Genomic DNA, 13085 nt, shown 5'->3' on the forward strand with positions numbered 1-13085 from the left:
CTCTTGTTACCTACCGCCAACCAGCGCCATGATCGAGCGCAGGCGTTCATCTTCTTTTTCCAAAAAGGATTGTCCCATCTCGTAGGATCTTTGAACTTCAATCATCCTAGCAATTTGCTGCACTGCTTCGACATTGGATGACTCCAAAAATCCCTGACTAACGGTCGCACCATCTGCCGGAAGAAGTTCAGAATCCGTTTTGAATCTGACCCCGTCCTCCCGAACCATATCCGTCGGGTTTGCGGGAACGACCATTCCGATCTGCGCAAGGGGATTCCCTTCTGCAGACATCGTGCCGTCCGCAGAAATACTGATCTGATCCGCATCGAGCGGAGTCACGACAGGTGCGCCACCGACGTCCAAAAGCCTATAACCTTCGGGCGACTCCAGCTCACCGTTCACATTTGGTGAAAACGATCCAGCCCTTGTAAGACGTATGCCGGCGGGAGTTTCTATCTGAAAAAACCCCTCTCCGTTGAGACCAAGATCAAATGTCCCGCCAGTTTTGGTCAACACCCCCTGCTGTAGGTTGGTTGAATGGGCATTCGCGCGCGCCATAGAAACGCTGCCCTGATCCCCCCCCAAGGGCACAATGTATTCCGAAAAAATCGCCGTTTCGGAGCGAAACCCGGTCGTCGCGAGATTGGCAATGTTATTCGCAACCATACGCATTTCGTTCATCAAACCAGACTGGCGCGTTAACGTTGTATATACGGTGTTGCTCATGCCTAGCTCCCGATGATTGCTGGAATGATCGTATCCGACCAAAAAATCGTAAGATGTCGCGTCATGAAGCTCATCGAGACCCAAAAGGTCGCAAGGATGGCTCCCACTTTGGGTACAAATGTAAGAGTCATTTCTTGGATCGAGGTTAGCGCTTGAAACAGGCCGACAAGAAGTCCCACGGCAAGTGCGACTGCCAATATCGGCCCGGACACGACAACAGCAACCCAAAGCCCATGACGAAGAACATCAAAAAATTCAGCTTCGCTCAGCACTATACTGGCATTCTCAATATTTCTTGATAAGCTTCGACAACCTTGTCTCGAACGCTCACTGCGGTTTGAATTGCCAACTCCGACTGGGTCAACGCCTCTACAAGTTGATGAGGATCCGCTCCTCCGGAGATGGAAGCCATTGCGACCTCTTCGCCCTTAGAAACCACATCCATAAACTGCTGGGACGCCGAGCCGATCAGTGATTCCGGAGACGGTTGAGTCGCTGGTTTTGCTGCGCCATAAGCTTTTTGCGCGAGAGTTGTGGAGATATCCATTCTGGAACGTCCTTCTGTTAAATTTAAGTATTAGCGCCGCAGCAATCCCAATAAAGCCGTCGACATTTTTCGCGACTGCTCAAACATTTTAAGATTTGCTTCGTAACTTCGCTGTGCTTCACGAGCATCCGCAATTTCTATCATTAAGTTGACGTTTGACCCCTGAACATAACCCGCATCATCAGCCATTGGATGCGAAGGATCAAAAGACTTTGGCAAGTCTGATTGATCCAAGCGAGTATCTCCCTTTCGGACCAGTCCGTTGCTTCTGCCACCTTCGAAAACTTGTTCAAAGGATGATGTTTTCCGTCGGTATCCCGGGGTATCTGAATTCGCCAAGTTTTCGGATGTAAGACGCAATCGCGAAGAATGCGCCCGCATACCACTTGCAGAAATTTTGAGACTTTCGGATAAACTGTTCATTTAGTTATCTTCCGCGGCCAATGGATGATTTCAACAAGTCGATTGAATGTTGGTAAATCGCCAAAGCTTGTGAATGCTGACGCTCTACCTCAATAGATTTTGTCACTTCGATCTCAATTGAAACACTGTTTCCATTCGGCTTGACCTCAAAGTCTTTACTTTCGACAGCTTCATAGGATTTATTTAATTCGGCAAAATCGAAATGCCCTTCACGACGCGTTTCGCCGAAATTGGAAAACGCCTGAGAACGAACGACGTCGCCAAATTTTGGAATGTCACGTGGCGCATAATTGGGCGTGTCAGAGTTCGCTATATTTTCCGAAATCACCCGCTGGCGTAGTGAAGCGTGCTTAGCCATTAAGCCGGACGCCTTCAATAATGGTATATTCTCAAACATCAGGGCTTCTCCCATCAACTTCATACACATTGTCTTAAGAGTGATTCCTTTAGAAAAAGTAATCGAAACGAAGAGGGCTAAAAATGAATCAAAGTTTTAACCAACTCATATCTGAAATTAAGAAGGTTCCTCGTGTCACCTTAGATGGATCAGTTACCTCGATTTCATCTGGGATAGTTCAGGTTTGCGGCCTCTCGAAAGTTGGCCACATCGGGGATATGGTGTCCCTCCACCCAAAATCTGGACCTCCAATACTTGGAGAGATACTGACACTCGGAAAGAGCACGGTGAGCGTTCTCGCTGAAAGTGGCGCTGAGAGAATCGCCGTCAATGATCGTGTCTCTCACCAAGGGCCGATCCCGATTATGCCCGACTTCAGCTGGCTGGGCAGAGTGATTGATCCATTTTTGCGCCCGTTGGACGGTAGACCGTTGACCAATGGGCCTCAAGAAGTTCCGCTTAAAGCGCGCCCGCCGGAGCCTGCGACGAGAAAGCGTCTCGGAGCTCGCATTTGTACAGGGATCGCAGCGATCGATACACTTTTACCCTTGGTTAGGGGCCAGCGGCTTGGTGTCTTTGCCGGCTCGGGCGTGGGAAAGTCAACATTGCTCTCGGACTTAGCCAAAGGTGCTGAAGCAGATGTTGTGGTTATAAATTTGATCGGTGAGCGAGGTCGCGAGTTACGCGATTTTATTGACGACACCCTTGGCCCAGAGGGGTTAAAACGGTCCGTCGTTGTTGCCGCTACTTCCGATCAATCTGCTATGGCCCGGCGACGCGCTGCGTGGGTAGGTTTGGCCGTAGCCGAGTTTTTTCGAGAACAAGGATCGCATGTTCTTTTGCTGACAGACTCGGTCACACGCTTTGCTGAAGCCCATCGAGAGATCGCGTTGTCATCGGGGGAATCTGCCAGCTTGTTAGGGTTTCCGCCTTCAACGACACATGAGCTAATGTCGCTCAGCGAAAGAGCAGGGCCAGGGGGACCAGGGGCGGGGGATATTACAGCAATTTTTTCAGTGTTGGTTCAGGGGTCAGATATGGAAGGACCAATCGCAGACACTATGAGGGGAGTGCTAGATGGTCACGTGATCCTAAATCGTGAAATTGCCGAACGAGGCCGGTTTCCGGCCATTGATGTCTCAAAGTCAGTTTCACGCAGCTTACCCGACGCAGCAACCGAGGATGAACTCGGCATTCTATCCCGAACCCGATCAACAATAAGTACTTATGAGAACTCGAAAGTCATGATCAAGGCTGGACTGTATAACTTAGGCGCAGACCAAGCGATCGATCATGCGATATCAACCATGCCCAAGATCGAAGCCTTTTTGGCAAACAGGTCGCTCCCGTCCATTGAAGATGCATTTTCCCTTCTAGAAAATTGCGTGAAAAATAGTGACGAGTTTGAGGATCGCAATCGTGACTAAGTCAGGTAATTGCGTTTTCCTTAGAACTGAAAGCTGATTCTATTTTGCAAAAGACTCAACGCAGCAGATGCTCCAACTACAGGTTGTTGGTTATTCATTTGAGACGCCAACAAAAATCTAGTTCTTAGTTTGTCTATGTTATCTGTATCATGAAACACATCGAAACTTGATTTTCCAAAAATTGACTGAGTAGCGTCCTTCAAAATGTCGACTTGTTTATCTATCGCAACAGAACCAAACTCGGATGGCAAAAACAATGCCTCCTCAAACATCAGTTTGAGCGGCGCATTACCTAGAACTTTGTACCATTGAGTATCATCACTGCCACCAGAAGAAATAACCGCAGAAACTTCCCTACTAAGAGAAAGTGCCATTCTCATGTCTTCGTCTTGCTCACCAACAGCGATTTCAAAACTACGCTCTGTATACGCGGATATTATTTCATCAGGGAAATAACTTAACTGAGTTCGAGGCGTGTCAAAGTCTCCAAATCCAAATGCTTTGGTCAATGCCAAGTATCGGCTGTCGGAAAATTTGTTAGCCAATGCATCAGGCGACAGAGAGCCATCTGATAGGATTTTCTTGATGAAAAATCTGTTATCTATGTCTTCCTCCAGTCCGAATGCGGTTAGCGAAACAGATAGTAACTCACGATCATTTACGAGATCTTCAGCGGTTCGTATGTCGGAAATTCTCTCCCTGAAGGCCGCTACTTCACGACTCACCACACCCGATTCATTGAAGTTTTTTTGCTGCACATCCAAGCTTCGGGACAAGAAATTCCACCCCAAGAGCCCTGTTTGAGGAACCACAGGTACATATGTCATTTTTCAGCCGAACTCATCAACCTAGCCTCACGGGGCAACAAGGATCGCAATGACTTCAAACCAGGATAGAACTGCTGTTTGATGACATAGTCAGTCGCGGTATCTAGTATCTTGCGACTATCGGCATCCCAAAACGCATGGCTCAGCTGTTCAATTCCGCGAAGAACTTGACGCTTGCCATCGCTCAGTTCGGCATCTCCTGAAAGAATCAACTGCAGAATATAGCACACCCGACGTACAGGAGTAGTCGCTTCATCAGGGTGAATCGCGTCCTTTAAACGCAAAATGTTGGCATTCGGTGTTAGAATGTTTACTCGCCCTCTTCGTTCTCCGTTCTCAACGACAACACCATTGATGAGAATTCGTTCCTTTGGGCCCATTTTCAAAACAAGTCCGGTCATACATTAGCTCCCAAAATTTAGCCCACGCATAACGGACAAGTTGATTTCTCGTAGAACGTCACTGTTTGCATTTCCCTTCAGAACTTTGCGTGTGTGATCGTTTACGAACTCAGATAGATAGAATATTTGAGCGCGAAGATTTGGTGACAGTTCGTTTTTCACATCAAGGACGTCTGTCGCTAGCGCTATCCAAAGCCGCCTGTTCACATGCAACGCTGATGCCAGTTTCGGAAAATTGATCTTTCCTGATTGCGTCGAAGCAGCAATTGTTCGTGTGACTTCCGCAAATACTTCGAACTCAATTCCTCGATCTGTTTTCGTAGGGGTACTCGTACGGCCGTAAGCGGCCATTGCATTCGTCGTAGCATTCATCTTCACACCTTACCTTTGACTATATATGTGGAGCGCCGCTAGGCGCTCCACACGGAGATCATTACCGGAAGAGCGACAAGATGCTCTGAGGTGCTTGGTTGGCAATAGACAAGGCTTGCACACCCAGTTGCTGCTGAACCTGAAGGGCCTGCAAACGAGCCGAGGTTTCTTCCATGTCAGCATCTACGAGCGTGCCAATACCGGACTTAAGAGAGTCCGTCAGCTTATCTACAAACTCAGACTGGGTTTCGATTCGCCCCTGTGCAGAACCAAACTCAGCGGCCGCATCGATGGAGTTTTGGATCAAAACTTCTACGTTACCTAGAGCTGCTTCAGCGCCTTGATTGTTAGTAACGTCAATATTCCCGAGACCAAATAGTCCCCCTGAAGCTTCACCGCCTTGCGCGCCCACAGCTGTAAACGTTGTAATCGCGGTAGCACTGTCGTTATCAATCTTCAGTACCTGCTCTCCATTAGAGTTTGTCGTGACACGGGTGGTAATCCCGTCAATACCTGCGGAATCAACCGCGGCTTTCAAGCCATTCGCGACATCCTCAAATGTCTCGCCTTCGCCAGCGATGTAGGTTGCGACATCAGAGCCAAGTGTAACCCTATAACCGTCACCCGCGTTGACTTTGGCGACTGCCGAGAATGTCACACTTTCAGATCGTTCTGCGATTGTCGCAGTTCCATCAGATACCGGTGATCCTGTGAATGCTAGCTCTACATCTTCGAACGCTCTGGTAGACGTCACCTCGAGGTCACTGCCGTTTCTCGCAGCACTGACACCTTCAAGACCCAAAGCGTTAATTGCACCAGCAATCTGATCAATGGCGAGTTCTTCGGTATCAGTCGCAAGGAATGATCCTGCTGCGAAATTCAGCGTCGAATCTCCGATGGTAATCTGGAAATCATCGCCTGACATGTCGGCACTATTGGCAAAGGTAATAGCCTCGGTATTCCCCACATTCGCAATTGGGCCCGCAGAAGCAGTTGAGTTTGCAGTAAGCGACGCACCTGTTCCGTATGTTCCTGCACCCTCGGATAGATCCGCACGGGAAATAGAGATATTGGAAGCCGATACCGACCCATCGGACAACCGGTCCAGGGAAGAAAGAATGTCAACAGAGTCAGTTCCCTGCAGCATGTTCAACCCGTTGAACTGTGCAGCACCAACCACCGACTTGATCTGAGAGGTCAGAGCGTCAATGTCTGTTTGGATTTTCTCCCGATCAACGTTTTCTTCCTGCGACGAGACGACCTTCCCTTTAATTTGTGTTAGCAGATCAGTGACTGTTTCCGCACCTTGACGGGCAACGGCAACTGTGGACTCACCCAGAGACAGGCTTTCAGAGATCGCATTGAACCCTTTTACGTCAGATTCCATAACTTTAGAGATCGCCCAAAGTGCGGAATTGTCTTTCGCAGACGCCACAGATTTACCGGTGGAAATCTCGGATTGCGTTTGCAACAGATTTGAGTTGATGGACTTAAGTGTTTGTAGCGCAACCATTGCGCCATTGTTTGTTAGAATGCTGGACATTGCTTTTCCTCATATACGACGCGTTCAGCGTCGAGATATCGTCACTCGAAGTGACCCAAGAGCCGTTATGACATTTGCCGGTTTGATTTTTTCAAACGTGCGCCACCCCAATCGCAGGATGCCTGTCGAATTGACCCCAGAATTCCTAAGAGTTCGCTAAACGGGAGAGCAACTGTCTGTAGATTTTTACATATCAACGACTAGACACGTTTTTCATTGGTGCTCGCAAAAGGCTTGCTCTTGACGCGCCCGTCCACGTCATAGGTGTCGAGCAACGCTTCTGGGTTCCGTATAATGTTTAGATTGCTAATTGCTGCAGACAGACCACGTTGCGCTGAAGCATTCAGCATCTGATTGAACGCAAAATTTTCAGATATCTCTTGTAAAATTTCTGGGTGAATACTTTCTTTGAGATCGGAAATATTTTTCAAGGCCGTTTCCTTCTTCGACAATATTTCGTTCAGCTCGTCTATTTTCCCTAAGGTCAACGCGACGCGCTCTTGCTTCAGGAGCATGAGCAATTCTCTGGCAGGGGATTTTCGTTTGAACATGCGTCTATTCCCGGGATCTGAGACTGTCTTCAAAGTGCTTAGCCAAACCAAGCCCACCTTGCTCCGCTATCAGTTGCGCATATTCATCTCTAAGAAACGACTGAAATTGAGCTTCCCCGTCCCCCCCTCCGAATTTTCCGGAAACCGCATCCATCCCCACAAAGGAAAGCATTTCGGAAATAAATGCTCTCTCCAAATTTCTCGCAACTTCCTGACTTTGATTTTCGATGCGCTTTCCTACCGCCCCACCGACGGTCAAATCATTCCCAATCATTAGACATGTCTCCTAAAATTAATTCTCAGATAGAAATAAATTGGCAGTGGTAAAGATTGAGTAACTCATAGGTGACATAAACTCCCTGAGATAATCGAGAGTGCACGAATGATGTCTGTAATCCTTTCACAATCTTCCTCCGCACACGCGAGCGGGCAACTGCCTGAGCAGGCCGCAGATGGTCTCGAAGGCGAGGCGATCGCGGACATCACAGGGGAGTCTTTTTTGAAACTATTTGCGACGCCGGAGCAAAAGTCCGAAAACACTGTTCCGCCAAGAACAGCGATAAGATCGCCCGACGAAGGGGAACCCGCTATTGTTCTTGAAATCGAAGGTAATAACACGGGGGTTGAAACGAGCCAGTTTCCCAGCAGTGTGCAACGGCCCTTCATACCATCACATTTCATTGAAGAACCTGCTAAGGTAGCCGTACGTCAAAATTCACCGGAGGTTCCACCAGATTCACTGGCTGTCCAGCCAGCTACGCGGTCAGTGCTGGTAGACGAGACAGCGTCGGCGCAGGAGGAGCAACCGAAAGTCGCCACACTTTCTCCTGCATCCTCGGATGAACCTGCGCCAGTGACTGCTGATCAAGATGATACCTACGCGTCAGTTGGACCGATCATACCAACACCCGAAATCCCGACGGAGCGCGTGCAAGTTTTAGGCGCTCCAATGGATATCGCGAATCCCTCCCCTGCTCCCACGCTTAAGACACCAGAAAATGCCCAAGCCCCCCTTGATGCAGTGAGATTGCCAAATCAACAGCCAAGTCCAACTCCCGCCATCTCCATGGCAGAGCCAAAGAGGTTGGATTCAGCTACTTCACATACGAATCATCCTGACCTAGCGTCAAAAGAGAATACTCAACTACCACAAACTGCAGTTGCTCCATCTCAAGCGACGGCCCAAATCACCAAAGAGTCTGTGGTCCAATCCCCCAGCGCGGCGACGGTGCCCCAGCCAGCTTCTGCTCAGTCTACGGCAGTTTCAGCCGATCAAAATAGGCTTGCCGTGTCACCACAAACTTTACACGAACCATTCACCGAGCCTCCTTTGTCCAGACCACATGAACCGGCTCGCGCGTCCAAAATGGCGACTGAAGTAGCCCCCCCTACAGCGACTGCACAGGTGATTTCGCCTACCGCATTGAACCCGGCAACTGAAACCTCGCTTCCAGCCTTGATGGAGGTCGAATTGCCCTCGGCTCAGATGACGAATCCTGCCCTCAGCAAGCCTGTATCACCACAAGCTGCGGCTCCTTCCACTGCGTCCAGCCCGCAAGTCGCCGAGCAGGTGAGCGCCCAGATCAGCGCCGCTCTTAAGTCTGAAGGCGGTCAAAGCATCGAAATCCGTCTAGACCCAGAAGAATTAGGGCGTGTTCGGATTGTCTTGTCGGGAAAAGATGGCAGCATGAATGTCGCGATTTTTTCAGAGAAGCCCGAAGTTCTTGACCTTATGCGTCGTCACTCTGATCGCCTGGAAACCGACTTCGCTGATATCGGCTACGAGGGTGCAGAATTCACGTTTCAACAGGAAGATGACGACAGTCAGCATTCTCAACAAAGCCAGACCGGCGCAGCGGACATCGATGCCTCACAAACGGAGATGACCACGTCCCCCCTTCCCAGTGCTTCCGGCGGCGAGGCCCGCTTGGACCTTCGGTTCTAAGGATTATCAAATGGACCCCATTTCGAATAACACAGCATCCTCACAATCCGCGAACAATGGAACTGCGAGCGGTCCCAGCGCTCTCAGCTCCGATTTCGAAACTTTCTTGGTCATGTTAACTGCGCAAATGGAGAACCAAGACCCTCTCAACCCATTGGATTCGCAAGACTTCGCAACTCAACTGGCAACCTTTTCCGGGGTGGAGCAACAAGTCAAAACCAATGATCTCCTTGCCGCATTGAATTCGCAATTGCTTGCTTCAAGCATGGGAGACATGGCCAGTTGGGTTGGAATGGAAGCCCGCATGGCAGCTCCGGCTCACTTTGAGGGGGCGCCAATTGAAATTGTTGCAAATCCACCCAACTTTGCAACCAAAGCTGAACTTGTCGTCAAAAACGACCAAGGGGGTGAGCTTCAACGCATGGAAATCCCCGTTTCCGATGACCCGATTAACTGGGCTGGAGTGGCAGCAAACGGGCAACCGTTCGACCATGGAACTTATACATTTGAAGTCGAATCTTTTTCGAATGACGAACTGCTCGACACCCATACACCAGACATTTTCACTAGTATTTCGGAGATCAGAACCATCGACAATAGCGCGGTCGTGGTTACCCAGGGCGGTCAAATCTATCCCGCGTCCCTTGTTACGGGGCTACGCTAGCACCGCCCACGCAAAGACGACGACCCCCGTCACTACAACGCCCGCGATAAAGCCTCCCAAATTGGCCAGTTTTCTGGTCGCAGGTATCGTATCTTTGGGGGTGACGGATTGGTTCAAGGCGACCTCCATCAAATGCGGAAGTTTTGGGCCAAAGCGTCCCAGAACCTGCGCCGTAGAGATCAAATCACGGATCAGAGCTTTTGGACCAACGTTCTCTTTGATGTAATCCTCGACAACAGGTTGGGCCACCTGCCAAATGTTTATTTCGGGATACATCGTGCGCGCGACGCCCTCTACAACAACCATTGTGCGTTGAAGCAAGATTAACTCCGTCCGCGTCTCCATACCGAAACGTTCGGTGACTTCAAACAGATAGGCCAGTAAATGGGCCATCGATATTTGCGTCGCATTCATTCCGAAAATGGGCTCCCCAACGGCGCGCAATGCTTGCGCAAACTCGTCGATATCGCGGTCAGCCGGAACATAGCCCGCTTCAAAGTGAACTTCCGCAACGCGGCGATAATCTTTGCGAATAAACCCGATGAGTATTTCTGCATACACTCTTCGCGTGTACTCATCGATGCGCCCCATGATGCCGAAATCATAGGCGATGATTTCACCTGACGCGCTGACCTTTAGATTTCCTTGATGCATGTCTGCATGGAAGTATCCGTCATTGAGAGCTTGCCTCAAAAACAGCTGCAATACACGTTGCCCCAACGCTTTGCGATCATGTCCGGCGGCACCAATTTTCTCAACTTCACCAAAGGCAATACCCTCTGCCCATTCCATCGTCATAACGCGTTTTGCTGAGTGGAAGAAATATGTGTGAGGCACAGAGAATCCGGCATCTTTCACGGTTTTAGCCGCGTATTCGCCTGCTGCGGCTGCCTCCAATCGAAGATCCAACTCACCTTTGACCACGCTATCGAAATGCTTGATAACTTCAGTTGGATGCAATCGCCGAGACGCAGGGGATATCAGCTCTACAATCGACGCCGCAAAATAGAAGGCGTCAATGTCCTTCCGGAATGCTTTCTCAATGTTCGGCCGCAGGATCTTAACTGCCACCTCTTGGCCAGTATCTTTCAACTTCGCTTTATGAACCTGAGCGATAGACGCGGCGGCTACGGGATCAGAGAACTCTGAGAACACCGCATCCAACGGCGCCCCAAGTTCTGCCTCGACTGTTGCGATTGCCTGCTCGGTCGAAAACGGTGGCAACCGATCTTGCAAAACTCGAAGCTGCAACGCCAACTCATCGCCGACCACATCTGGGCGGGTCGACAGCACTTGCCCGAACTTAATATATGCAGGCCCCAACGCAGTTAACGCGCGAACCGCCGGAGGCATTTCCGGATCTCCTTTGAGCCCCAACCAGCGAAATGGCCACGCCAAAGTTCTGGCAACGACTCGCAGCGATCGCGGCGCATCGAGGGCATCCAGCGCGACTGTCATCGCTCCTGCGCGCTCCAAAGTCGCCCCGGTACGGATCAGACGCCAAATATTATGGGGTCCACGCATTTAAATTTTCCACCCCGTATGAAGGGCAGCGACACCAAGCGTCATGTTCCGGTAGCTTACGTTGTCGAATCCCGCCACACGAATCATGTCTGCAAAGGTGTCTTGATCTGGAAATTGACGGATAGACTCGACTAAATACTGGTAGCTTTCGCTATCCCCCGCGATCACCTGCCCCATCTTGGGAATGACGTTGAATGAATAAAGGTCATAGGCCTTCTGCATCATTGGGTTCGGAAGCTGTGAAAACTCCAACACCATCAAGCGCCCTCCAGGACGAAGAACACGATAGGCCTCAGCCAAGGCATCAGGAATTCGTGTAACGTTTCGGATTCCAAAACTGATGGTGTAGACGTCAAAGCTATTGTCCTCGAACGGCAATGCCATCGCATCGCCTACGACCCAATCAAGACTATCCCCCAAAGAAGAAGCTTCTGCGCGCTTTCGCCCTTCGACCAGCATTGATTCTGTCATATCCAAAACCACAGCTTCAGCGGAGCCTGCACGATCCAGAAACCGGAAAGACACATCACCCGTGCCCCCCGCAACGTCCAACAAACGCTGGCCCGAACGTGGCGAAAGCCAGTCCATCATGGCGTCTTTCCAAATGCGGTGAATCCCAACCGACATCACATCGTTCATGATATCGTATTTAGAGGCCACATTGGTGAACACACCATGCACCATGCCAGCCTTTTGGTCCTCTGGAACATCGGTAAACCCGAAGCGGGTCGTTTTTTGCGTATCTTCAGCCATCAGTTCTTGCGGTCCTTACATTCTCACCCTTCTTATAGGCTCAGACAGACCGGATACAATGCGACGCAAAAGACCAAGGGGCCAACCGTGCCAGAGTTACCAGAAGTAGAGACTGTTCGACGCGGCTTGCAACCCGTTATGGAAGGGCGCGTCATCGCTAAAGTTGATGTGTTCAGGCCGGATTTGCGCTGGCCTTTCCCCGAGGCGATGGCCGAACGGCTGCAAGGTCGAACTATTCGCGCATTGCGGCGGCGTTCCAAATATATCTTGGCGGATTTGGACAGTGAGGAAACACTCATCATTCACCTTGGCATGTCGGGTCGCATGCAGATCACGCAATCTGCGCCCGCACACGAGAACCACCCTGCACCCGAACGGCAAAAACATGACCACGTGGTGTTTCACATGCTGGACGGCCCCCAAATTGCCTTCAATGATGCGCGACGGTTCGGGGCGATGGATCTCGCACCGACAGCACGTTTGGAGCAGCACTGGCTTATTGAAAAGCTGGGGCCAGAACCATTGGGCAACCTTTTTGACGAGACCTATCTGATTGATGCGTTGAAGAAGAAGGGTGCTCCGATAAAAACGGCCCTTTTGGATCAAACCGTTGTGGCTGGCTTGGGCAACATATACGTCTGCGAGGTCCTGTTTCGCACCGGCATTTCCCCAAAGCGAAAGGCCTCCAATCTAAGCGCCGCGCGTGTGGCAACGTTGGTTCCGGCGATCCGATCGGTATTGGAAGAGGCCATCGAATCTGGGGGATCTTCGCTGCAAGACCATCGGCAAGTAGATGGGGATCTTGGATATTTCCAACATAATTTCGCGGTCTACGACCGCTCGGGCGACCCTTGTAAATCAGATTGTGGGGCGAAGATTACACGTGTCGTTCAATCCGGCAGATCAAGTTTTTACTGCCCTAAATGTCAAAGATGAATTGAACCTCCGCTCGAACATGATAGTTCTCTTGTCCTGCTAGCAGTGA

General features: G+C 50.3%; 17 protein-coding genes. 4 read left to right on the forward strand and 13 right to left on the reverse strand.

Translation table 11 applies throughout. From position 1 onward, the window contains the following. Window positions 1-6: 6 nt before the first annotated feature. From Q0746_RS07820 to Q0746_RS07840, 5 genes are read right to left on the reverse strand one after another with little or no spacing between them, the layout of a single operon-like run. Window positions 7-726 carry a flagellar hook-basal body complex protein gene (locus tag Q0746_RS07820; RefSeq protein ID WP_298258943.1) on the reverse strand — a complete coding sequence of 240 codons (720 nt, stop codon included), beginning with the start codon at window positions 724-726 and terminating at the stop codon, window positions 7-9. Window positions 727-728: 2 nt separating this feature from the next. After that, window positions 729-995 carry a flagellar biosynthetic protein FliQ gene (locus Q0746_RS07825; RefSeq protein WP_298259708.1) on the reverse strand — a complete coding sequence of 89 codons (267 nt, stop codon included), beginning with the start codon at window positions 993-995 and terminating at the stop codon, window positions 729-731. A gap of 2 nt (window positions 996-997) precedes the next feature. Then, window positions 998-1273, reverse strand: coding sequence for a flagellar hook-basal body complex protein FliE (gene fliE, locus Q0746_RS07830; RefSeq protein ID WP_298258944.1), 276 nt, complete (start codon window positions 1271-1273; stop codon window positions 998-1000). 30 nt (window positions 1274-1303) lie between these two features. Then, window positions 1304-1696, reverse strand: a complete 393-nt coding sequence (gene flgC / locus Q0746_RS07835) for a flagellar basal body rod protein FlgC (RefSeq protein WP_298258946.1) — start codon at window positions 1694-1696, stop codon at window positions 1304-1306. A gap of 4 nt (window positions 1697-1700) precedes the next feature. Next, window positions 1701-2117: a flagellar basal body protein gene (locus Q0746_RS07840; RefSeq protein ID WP_298258948.1), complete on the reverse strand. Its 417-nt coding sequence runs from the start codon at window positions 2115-2117 to the stop codon at window positions 1701-1703. 59 nt (window positions 2118-2176) lie between these two features. On the opposite strand from Q0746_RS07840, the gene Q0746_RS07845 reads away from it, so the two are divergent. After that, on the forward strand, window positions 2177-3520 hold the full coding sequence (locus Q0746_RS07845; RefSeq protein ID WP_298258950.1) for a FliI/YscN family ATPase: 1344 nt from the start codon (window positions 2177-2179) through the stop codon (window positions 3518-3520). A 20-nt stretch (window positions 3521-3540) separates the two neighbouring features. Here Q0746_RS07845 and Q0746_RS07850 read toward each other — a convergent pair whose 3' ends face one another. From Q0746_RS07850 to Q0746_RS07875, 6 genes are all read right to left on the reverse strand, one after another. Then, complete coding sequence (locus Q0746_RS07850) at window positions 3541-4347, reverse strand: DUF1217 domain-containing protein (protein ID WP_298258952.1); 807 nt, start codon at window positions 4345-4347, stop codon at window positions 3541-3543. Next, a complete protein-coding gene (gene flbT / locus Q0746_RS07855; protein ID WP_298258954.1) occupies window positions 4344-4748 on the reverse strand; it encodes a flagellar biosynthesis repressor FlbT in 405 nt (134 codons plus the stop codon). The genes Q0746_RS07850 and flbT overlap by 4 nt, the downstream gene beginning before the upstream one ends. Window positions 4749-4751: 3 nt before the next feature. Beyond that, window positions 4752-5120 (reverse strand): flagellar biosynthesis regulator FlaF, encoded by a 369-nt coding sequence (gene flaF, locus Q0746_RS07860; RefSeq protein WP_363322748.1) that lies wholly within the window; start codon window positions 5118-5120, stop codon window positions 4752-4754. Window positions 5121-5181: 61 nt separating this feature from the next. After that, window positions 5182-6663 carry a flagellin gene (locus Q0746_RS07865; protein WP_298258956.1) on the reverse strand — a complete coding sequence of 494 codons (1482 nt, stop codon included), beginning with the start codon at window positions 6661-6663 and terminating at the stop codon, window positions 5182-5184. 200 nt (window positions 6664-6863) lie between these two features. After that, window positions 6864-7214: a hypothetical protein gene (locus Q0746_RS07870; protein ID WP_298258958.1), complete on the reverse strand. Its 351-nt coding sequence runs from the start codon at window positions 7212-7214 to the stop codon at window positions 6864-6866. Window positions 7215-7218: 4 nt separating this feature from the next. Further along, the gene (locus Q0746_RS07875; RefSeq protein ID WP_298258960.1) at window positions 7219-7488 is read right to left on the reverse strand and encodes a rod-binding protein; all 270 of its coding nucleotides are present in this window, start codon (window positions 7486-7488) and stop codon (window positions 7219-7221) included. A 1092-nt stretch (window positions 7489-8580) separates the two neighbouring features. Between Q0746_RS07875 and Q0746_RS07880 the strand changes: the two genes are divergently transcribed. After that, the gene (locus tag Q0746_RS07880; RefSeq protein WP_298258961.1) at window positions 8581-9159 is read left to right on the forward strand and encodes a flagellar hook-length control protein FliK; all 579 of its coding nucleotides are present in this window, start codon (window positions 8581-8583) and stop codon (window positions 9157-9159) included. A gap of 10 nt (window positions 9160-9169) precedes the next feature. Beyond that, window positions 9170-9823 (forward strand): flagellar hook capping FlgD N-terminal domain-containing protein, encoded by a 654-nt coding sequence (locus Q0746_RS07885; RefSeq protein WP_298258963.1) that lies wholly within the window; start codon window positions 9170-9172, stop codon window positions 9821-9823. On the opposite strand, the gene ubiB is transcribed toward Q0746_RS07885, so the two are convergent. Together ubiB and ubiE are read right to left on the reverse strand one after the other, a co-directional pair. Further along, complete coding sequence (gene ubiB / locus Q0746_RS07890) at window positions 9815-11347, reverse strand: 2-polyprenylphenol 6-hydroxylase (protein WP_298258965.1); 1533 nt, start codon at window positions 11345-11347, stop codon at window positions 9815-9817. The two genes, Q0746_RS07885 and ubiB, sit on opposite strands and share 9 nt — an antisense overlap. Continuing rightward, window positions 11348-12100 carry a bifunctional demethylmenaquinone methyltransferase/2-methoxy-6-polyprenyl-1,4-benzoquinol methylase UbiE gene (ubiE, locus tag Q0746_RS07895; protein ID WP_298258967.1) on the reverse strand — a complete coding sequence of 251 codons (753 nt, stop codon included), beginning with the start codon at window positions 12098-12100 and terminating at the stop codon, window positions 11348-11350. An 87-nt stretch (window positions 12101-12187) separates the two neighbouring features. Between ubiE and mutM the strand changes: the two genes are divergently transcribed. Continuing rightward, window positions 12188-13036, forward strand: a complete 849-nt coding sequence (mutM, locus tag Q0746_RS07900; RefSeq protein WP_298258969.1) for a bifunctional DNA-formamidopyrimidine glycosylase/DNA-(apurinic or apyrimidinic site) lyase — start codon at window positions 12188-12190, stop codon at window positions 13034-13036. The last annotated feature ends 49 nt before the right edge of the window (window positions 13037-13085 follow it).

Origin of the sequence: uncultured Litoreibacter sp., assembly GCF_947487515.1 — a bacterium.
In the GTDB taxonomy this organism is placed as follows: domain Bacteria; phylum Pseudomonadota; class Alphaproteobacteria; order Rhodobacterales; family Rhodobacteraceae; genus Litoreibacter.

Bases quoted from the DNA above. Each gene is read 5' to 3' on its own strand.
- Q0746_RS07820 (WP_298258943.1), bottom strand. From the start codon at position 726: ATGAGCAACACCGTATATACAACGTTAACGCGCCAGTCTGGTTTGATG.
- fliE (WP_298258944.1), bottom strand. From the start codon at position 1,273: ATGGATATCTCCACAACTCTCGCGCAAAAAGCTTATGGCGCAGCAAAA.
- flgC (WP_298258946.1), bottom strand. From the start codon at position 1,696: ATGAACAGTTTATCCGAAAGTCTCAAAATTTCTGCAAGTGGTATGCGG.
- Q0746_RS07840 (WP_298258948.1), bottom strand. From the start codon at position 2,117: ATGAAGTTGATGGGAGAAGCCCTGATGTTTGAGAATATACCATTATTG.
- Q0746_RS07845 (WP_298258950.1), top strand. From the start codon at position 2,177: ATGAATCAAAGTTTTAACCAACTCATATCTGAAATTAAGAAGGTTCCT.
- Q0746_RS07850 (WP_298258952.1), bottom strand. From the start codon at position 4,347: ATGACATATGTACCTGTGGTTCCTCAAACAGGGCTCTTGGGGTGGAAT.
- flbT (WP_298258954.1), bottom strand. From the start codon at position 4,748: ATGACCGGACTTGTTTTGAAAATGGGCCCAAAGGAACGAATTCTCATC.
- flaF (WP_363322748.1), bottom strand. From the start codon at position 5,120: ATGAATGCTACGACGAATGCAATGGCCGCTTACGGCCGTACGAGTACC.
- Q0746_RS07865 (WP_298258956.1), bottom strand. From the start codon at position 6,663: ATGTCCAGCATTCTAACAAACAATGGCGCAATGGTTGCGCTACAAACA.
- Q0746_RS07870 (WP_298258958.1), bottom strand. From the start codon at position 7,214: ATGTTCAAACGAAAATCCCCTGCCAGAGAATTGCTCATGCTCCTGAAG.
- Q0746_RS07875 (WP_298258960.1), bottom strand. From the start codon at position 7,488: ATGATTGGGAATGATTTGACCGTCGGTGGGGCGGTAGGAAAGCGCATC.
- Q0746_RS07880 (WP_298258961.1), top strand. From the start codon at position 8,581: ATGGCGACTGAAGTAGCCCCCCCTACAGCGACTGCACAGGTGATTTCG.
- Q0746_RS07885 (WP_298258963.1), top strand. From the start codon at position 9,170: ATGGACCCCATTTCGAATAACACAGCATCCTCACAATCCGCGAACAAT.
- ubiB (WP_298258965.1), bottom strand. From the start codon at position 11,347: ATGCGTGGACCCCATAATATTTGGCGTCTGATCCGTACCGGGGCGACT.
- ubiE (WP_298258967.1), bottom strand. From the start codon at position 12,100: ATGGCTGAAGATACGCAAAAAACGACCCGCTTCGGGTTTACCGATGTT.